Source organism: Deferrisoma sp. (genome assembly GCF_054681715.1).
In genome coordinates this window covers 1-6,756 of record NZ_BAAHFQ010000149.1, presented here as the reverse complement: position 1 = coordinate 6,756, position 6,756 = coordinate 1, and the positions used below count along the sequence as shown (strand labels likewise).

The following is a 6,756-nucleotide window of genomic DNA, read 5'->3' as shown; positions in this document are numbered from 1 at the left end:
CCTCGACGGCCACGACCGGGGCGCCAAGGTGGTGGCCCGGGCCCTTCGGGACGCCGGCATGGAGGTGATCTACACCGGCATCCGCCAGACCCCCGAGAAGATCGTGGCCGCCGCGATCCAGGAGGACGTGGACGTGGTGGGGCTGTCGTGCCTGTCGGGGGCCCACATGGTGCTCTTCCCGCGGGTGGCCCAGCTCCTCAAGGAAAAGGGCAAGGGCGACGTGCTCCTGTTCGGGGGCGGCATCATCCCGGTGGAGGACATCCCGGCCTTGAAGGAGGCCGGGTTCGCCGAGATCTTCTTGCCCGGCACCGACACGAACGACGTGGTGAAGTTCATCCGGGAGCGCCTGGGAGCGTAGAGGGAGGAGCGACATGCCCAGCAAGATCAACCACATCGGGATCGCGGTTCGCGACATCGAGGAGGCCGCGGCCTTCTACACCAAGCACCTGGGCCTCGAGCTCGGCGGGGTGGAGGAGGTGGCCGACCAGAAGGTAAAGGTGGCCTTCCTGCCCATCGGCGAGGTGCGGCTGGAGCTCGTGCAGCCCACGAGCCCCGACTCCCCGGTGGCCAAGTTCCTGGAGAAGAACGGCCCCGGGTTCCACCACATCGCCTACCAGGTGGACGACGTGGCGGCCGAGGTGGAGCGGCTCAAGGCCGAGGGGGTGCGGATGGTGGACCAGACCCCCCGGACCGGGGCCCACAACACCCGGATCGCCTTCGTGCACCCCAAGTCCTCCGGCGGGGTGCTGACCGAGCTCGTGCAGGAGATGGGGGAGTAGCTGGCTGGGCGGGGGGCGGCGGGGGGGGGGGGGGGGGCGGCGAGGCGGCTGGGCAGCTAGGCAGCCCCGCCGCCTCACCCGTCACGCGTCACCCGTTACCGGTTACCCGTCACCCGTCACCCGTCACCGATTCCGAGAGGAGACGATCCATGGGCGTTCCCGCCGAGGCCGGAAAGTCGAGCTTTGGCCTGATCGACCGGGAGCGGTTCCTGGCCGCGCTGCCGGAGGTGCGGGAGGGGCTCCTGCTGGACCTCGGGTGCGGGGTGGGGAATTACGCCTTTGCCCTGGCGGACCACTTCGGCGGCGGGGTGCGGGTGCTCGGGGTCGATCCCTGGGAGGACGGGGGCGCGGCCCTGAACCGGGAGGCCCGGAGCCGGGGCCTGGACGGCCGGGTGTCGGCCCGGATGGGCGACGCCGCCCGGCTCGAGGGCCTGGCCGACGCCTCGGCCGACGGGGTGCTCTTCGCCACGGTGCTCCACGACCTGGCCGAACGGGGCGAGGCCGGGGCGGCGCTTCGCGAGGCGGCCCGGGTGCTCCGGCCCGGCGGCTGGCTCGCCGCGGTCGAGTTCCACAAGCGGCCCACCCCCCACGGCCCGCCCGAGCGGATCCGGCTCTCCCCCGAGGAGCTGGCCGATCTCGCGGCCCCCGCCGGGTTCGCCGGCCCGGAGGTTACCGATCTGGGGGAGGACTGCTACGTGGCGGTGTTCCGGCGGCAAAGCGGCGGGCAGCCGGGTGGGTAAGGGGGCCCCCCTCCTCACCCCGGCCCTCTCCCCCCGGTGGGGGGAGAGGGAGCCAGAGGGCGGGCGGGCCTGCCGATGAGAGGCGATTTCCCCTCCCCTGGTGGGAGGGGGACAGGGGGAGGGGGTAGTGGTATCGGTCTCCTCCGGCCGTCTCCCCCCTGCTGGGGGAGAGGGAGCCAGAGGGCGTGGGGCCTGCCGGTGAGAAGGCGGTTCCCCCTTCCCTGATGGGAGGGGGACAGGGGGAGGGGGGAGTGGCACCGGTGTCCTCCGGCCCTCTCGCTGGCTGTGGGGAGAGGGAGCCAGAGGGCGGCGGGCCTGCCGGTCAGAACGCGGTTCCCCCTCCCCCGGTGGGAAGGGGCAGGGGGAGGGGGCAGTAGCACCGGTGCCCCCCGGCTCTTTCCCCGGTTGGGGGAAAGGGAGTCAGACGGCGGGGGTCTGCCGGCGAGAAGGCGGTTCCCCCTCCCCTGGTGGGAGGGGGACAGGGGGAGGGGGTAGTGGCACCGGTTCCCTCCGGCCCCTCTCCCGCGCTGGGGGGAGAGGGGGGCCCATGGCCTGCGGCGGTTGGGACGCGGGGACGTTAGGACGTTGGGACGGTAGGACGGTAGGACGGTAGGACGGTAGGACGGTAGGACGGCGCTTGAACTACGGGTGTTGCCTCCTGGCCTCCCAGCCTTCTAGCCTCCCAACTTCCCAGCCTCCCAGCCTACCTCATTCCCAGCCGCTCCAGCCGGTAGCGCAGCGACCGGAAGGTGATCCCCAGGAGTTTCGCCGCCTCGGTCTTGTTCCCGTTGGTGCGGCGCAGGGCCTCCTCCAGGTACCGCCGCTCCACGTCGGCCAGGAATCCCTCCAGGTCGAACCCGTCGGCCGGCAAGGGCGGTAGGCCCTCGGCGTCCCCGGTCCGGGGCGCCCCCAGCGCCGGCGGCAGGCTCTCCACCCCCACGTACTCGCCGGTTTCCAGGGCCGCGGCCCGCTCCACCAGGTTTTCGAGCTCCCGCACGTTTCCCGGAAACGGGTAGGCCTCGAGCCGGTCCAGGGCCTCGCGGGTGAACCCCTTCAGCGGCCGGCCGAAGGCCCGGGCGTACTTCTGGAGGAAGTGGAGCGCCAGGAGCGGGATGTCATCCCGGCGCTCCCGAAGCGGGGGGATCTCGAGGGCCACCACGTTGAGCCGGTAGTAGAGGTCCTCCCGGAACCGGCCCTCCCGCACGGCCTCGGCCAGATCCCGGTTCGTGGCCGAGACGATCCGCACGTCCACCGGGATCTCCCGGTTTCCCCCCACCCGTTTGACCTTGCCCTCCTGGAGGGCCCGCAGGAGCTTGGGCTGGAGGTGGAGGGGCAGCTCTCCTACCTCGTCCAGGAACAGGGTGCCGCCGGCCGCCTCCTCGAACAGGCCCGGCTTGTCGGCCACGGCGCCGGTGAACGACCCCTTCACATGGCCGAAGAGCTCGCTTTCGATCAGCCCCTCGGGGATGGCGGCGCAGTTCACGGCCACGAACGGCCCGGCCCGGCCCGAGAGGGCGTGGAGCCGCCGGGCCACGAGCTCCTTCCCCGTGCCGCTCTCGCCGTGGATGAGCACGGTCACCCCGGTGGGGGCCACCCGCTCCAGGAGCCGGAACACCTCCTGCATCCGGGGGCTTCGGCCGAGGATCTCGCCCCCCGCCTCCACGGCCTCGAGCCGGCGGCGCAGCTCCCGGTTCTCCCGGGCCAGGGCGGTGCGCTCCAGGGCCTTGGCCACGGTGAGCCGGATCTCGTCGGCCTTGAAGGGCTTGGTCAGGTAGTCGTAGGCGCCCCGCTTCATGGCCTCGACGGCGCTCTCGGCCGTGCCGAAGGCCGTGATGACCACCACCTGGGCGTCGGGGTCCCGCTCCCGGGCCGCCCCGAGCACGTCGAGCCCGCTTCCGTCCGGGAGCTTGAGGTCGGTGACGACGAGGTCGAACCCACCGCCGGCCAGGGCGTCCCGCGCTCCGGCCAGGTCGGCCCGCACCTCCACGGCGTGGCCCTCGCGCCGAAGGAGGATGGCGAGGAACTCCCGCATGGAGGGTTCGTCGTCCACCACCAGGATGCGCGCGGTGTCCTTGGGGTCGGTCATGGCGTTGGATCCTGTAGCGACGACGATCGCTGGTCGTCAGGCTTCGCCCGATCGGTCGGGACCGACGACCGGTGACCGTGGACCGTTCCAAAGCGAAACGTGAACCTCGTTCCCCGGCCCGGGGCGGAGTCGAGTTCCACCGTGGCGCCGTGGTTCTCGGCGATCCGGTGCACCGTGGCAAGCCCCAGGCCCGTGCCGCCGGGCTTCCCCGACTGGAAGGGCTCGAACGCCCGGGCCGCCACCTCGGGCGGCATGCCCGGTCCGTCGTCGGCCACCCGGATCCACGGCGTTCCGGCCTCCTCCCCGGCCTCCACGGTCACCGTGACGCCCCGGGGCTCGGCCTCCACCGCGTTCCGGAAGAGGTTGAGGAGCACCTGCTCCCACTGGGCCGGATCGGCCTCGATCCGGAACCCCTCGGGGACCCGGTTCTCCAGGCGGAAGGCCTCGTTCCCCTGGCCCTGGGCGAAGAAGAACCCCACCTCCCCCACCAGGTCCCGGAAGGCGACGCTCCTCGGCTCGGCCCGGCCCGGCCGGGCGTAGAGGAGGAAGTTTGCCACCAGGCGGTTCAGCCGTCCCGTCTCCCGAAGGACGATGTCGAAGAGCGCCGCGTCCTCCCCTTCCGGCCGCAGCGACTGGCGCAGCACCTCCACCGAGCCGGCCAGGCTCCCCAGGGGGTTTCGGATCTCGTGGGCGAGACCGGCCGCGAGCCGGCCCACGGCGGCCAGCCGGTCGGCCCGGCGCAGGTCCTCCTCCATCCGCTTCACGCGGGTGAGGTCCTGGAAGATCACCAGGTGGCCGATCGGGCGGTCGTCGCGGTCGGTCAGGGGCGACACCGAGTACCCGAGCACGAGCCCCCCTTCGAGGGTGACCTCGTTTCGGCTCCCGCCGGCCAGGTCGAACACGGGGGTCAGATCGGCTCCGGGGGACAGGGGCACCCCCGCCCGGCCCAGGAGGTCTTGGGCCGCCCGGTTGTGGAACCGCACCCGGCCCGCCCGGTCGAGGGCCACGAGCCCCGAGCCTAGCCCCTCGAGGATCAGGTCCTTGAGGTGCTCGAGGTCCAGCACCTCGGCCTCGGCCTCCTCGAGCCGCTCGCCCGTGCGGCGAAGCTCCTCGGCCAGGTACCCGGCCAAGAGCGCCACGGCGAAGAACCCAACGATGCTCAGGGCGAGCTGGAAGAGGAGTTTTCCCCCCTCCACCTCGGGCAGCGGAAACGGGTTCAGGGGCCGGAGCCACCCGTAGTACTGGAGATCCACGAGGAGGCCGTAGGCCAGGCTGGAGGCCGTGGCCGCCACGAGGGCCCCCCGGCGTTGCAGGAGGAGCGCCGCGCCCACGATGACGAGGGGGTACAGGGTGACGAAGGGCGAAAACGCACCCCCCGAGAGAAACACGAGGGCCGTGGCGTAGGCCACGTCCCAGGCCGGCTGGACCCGCGCCCAAAGCGCGAGGCTCTTTCGGAGCCGCAGGGGGGCCAGGGAAAGGAGGGTGATCCCGAAGGAGAGGCCCGTGATCCCGAAGAACCACGAAAACGGCACGGGGGACCCCCCCCGGCGGGCCTGGAACGCCGCGGCCACCGCCAGGAGGACCCCCAGAACGGCGAACCGGCCGGCCAGGTAGCCCTGGTACCGGCCGGCGCTCGGGGCGGTCACGGCCCGCCCCCTCCGGAACCCGCACACTCCGCCGGGGTGCTTCGGCGCACCGGGCTAGCCCCCGCTCACCGTGCCCGCCATCTGGAACACCGGCAGGTACATGGCCACCACGAGCCCGCCGATGGTGCCGCCCAGGAACACCATGAGCAGCGGCTCGATCAGGCTGGTGAGCGCGCTCACGGCCTCGTCCACCTCGGTGTCGTAGAAGTCGGCGATCTTCGAGAGCATCTGGTCCAAGGCGCCGGTGGCCTCGCCCACCGCGATCATCTGGACCACCATGGGCGGGAACACCTTGGTTTCCTTGAGGGGCTCGGCGATGGTGCGGCCTTCGCTGATCGACTCCCGGGTTTTCATGATCGCCTCTTCGATCACGGCGTTCCCCGCGGTTTTGGCCACCACGTCGAGGCCCTCGAGGATCGGCACGCCGGAGCTCACGAGCGTGCCCAGGGTTCGGGTGAACTTGGCCACGGCCACCTTCCGGAGGAGGTCGCCGAACACGGGAAGCCGCAGGAATACCCGGTCGAAGAACATGCGCCCCTTCTCCGTGCGGTACGTCCGCTTGAAGGCGAACGCCAGCACAAAGAGGCAGATCAGGATGAACAGGAAGTACTTCTTGGTGAACTCCGAAAGGGCGATCACGAAGAGCGTCGGCCCCGGAAGGTTCTTGCCCACCCCGGCGAACATCTGCTGGAACACCGGGATCACCCAGATCAGGATGATCGCGACCACGAGCACCGCCACGGCCACCACGGTGGAGGGGTACACCATGGCCCCCTTGACCTTCTTCCGGAGGTTCATGGCCTTCTCGATGTACCCGGCCAGGCGGTTCAGGATGGTGTCCAGGATGCCGCCCACCTCGCCGGCGTTCACCAGGTTCACGTAGAGCCGGTCGAACACCTTGGGGTGCTTCGAGAGGGCGTCGGCGAAGGTGGCCCCGCTCTCCACGTCCTCCTTGACCTTGAGGATCACCTCCTTGAACGTGGCGTTCTCCTGCTGGCCCCCCAGGATCTCGAGGCACTGCACCAGGGGGAGCCCGGCGTCGATCATGGTGGCGAACTGCCGGGTGAACACCACGATGTCCTTGGTCTTCACCTTGGGCTTGAGCCCGGGGATCTTGATCTCGGCCTGGCCCAGGCTCTTTTTGACCTTGGTCGGCGTGATGCCCTGGGCCCGGAGTTGGGCCGTCACCACGGCCTCGCTCGGCGCCTCCATCGTGCCCTTCTGGATCTTGCCGCCCCGGGCCCTTCCTTCCCACTTGTACACCGGCATGGGAACCTCGCTTTAGACCTCGTTCGGTCAACCCTCGGGATGTCGCGCCGCCCCTGTCCTCACACCCTGGCCCCGGACATGGCCGGCCGGGCCGCCCGGCGGGCGTCCACCACGTCGGGGGTGCCCTTGGCCAGCATCTGGCGCAGTTCGGCCGGGTCGGGGCTCCGGATCATGGCGTCCTCGAGCCGGATGATCTTCTTCGTGACCAGGTGGTAGAGCGACTGGTTCATGGTCTG

6 protein-coding genes are annotated in these 6,756 nt (G+C 71.1%); 3 read left to right on the top strand and 3 right to left on the bottom strand.

The window, feature by feature from the left end; genetic code table 11:
• The 3 genes from ACY0I8_RS14970 to ACY0I8_RS14960 form a co-directional block, all read left to right on the top strand.
• Nucleotides 1-358: cobalamin B12-binding domain-containing protein (locus ACY0I8_RS14970; protein WP_461395384.1), on the top strand; the 358-nt coding region annotated here is incomplete at its 5' end.
• A gap of 13 nt (nt 359-371) precedes the next feature.
• Entirely contained in the window at nt 372-779 is a 408-nt protein-coding gene (gene mce, locus ACY0I8_RS14965) for a VOC family protein (RefSeq protein WP_459942975.1), read from the top strand.
• Between the two features lie 149 nt (nt 780-928).
• Nucleotides 929-1,519, top strand: a complete 591-nt coding sequence (locus tag ACY0I8_RS14960; protein ID WP_461395383.1) for a class I SAM-dependent methyltransferase — start codon at nt 929-931, stop codon at nt 1,517-1,519.
• A gap of 703 nt (nt 1,520-2,222) precedes the next feature.
• On the opposite strand, the gene ACY0I8_RS14955 is transcribed toward ACY0I8_RS14960, so the two are convergent.
• From ACY0I8_RS14955 to ACY0I8_RS14945, 3 genes are read right to left on the bottom strand one after another with little or no spacing between them, the layout of a single operon-like run.
• On the bottom strand, nt 2,223-3,605 hold the full coding sequence (locus ACY0I8_RS14955) for a sigma-54-dependent transcriptional regulator (RefSeq protein ID WP_461395382.1): 1,383 nt from the start codon (nt 3,603-3,605) through the stop codon (nt 2,223-2,225).
• Nucleotides 3,602-5,251, bottom strand: a complete 1,650-nt coding sequence (locus ACY0I8_RS14950) for a sensor histidine kinase (protein WP_461395381.1) — start codon at nt 5,249-5,251, stop codon at nt 3,602-3,604. Before ACY0I8_RS14950 ends, ACY0I8_RS14955 begins: the two co-directional genes overlap by 4 nt.
• Nucleotides 5,252-5,305: 54 nt before the next feature.
• On the bottom strand, nt 5,306-6,520 hold the full coding sequence (locus ACY0I8_RS14945) for a type II secretion system F family protein (RefSeq protein ID WP_461395380.1): 1,215 nt from the start codon (nt 6,518-6,520) through the stop codon (nt 5,306-5,308).
• Nucleotides 6,521-6,756 lie beyond the last annotated feature (236 nt).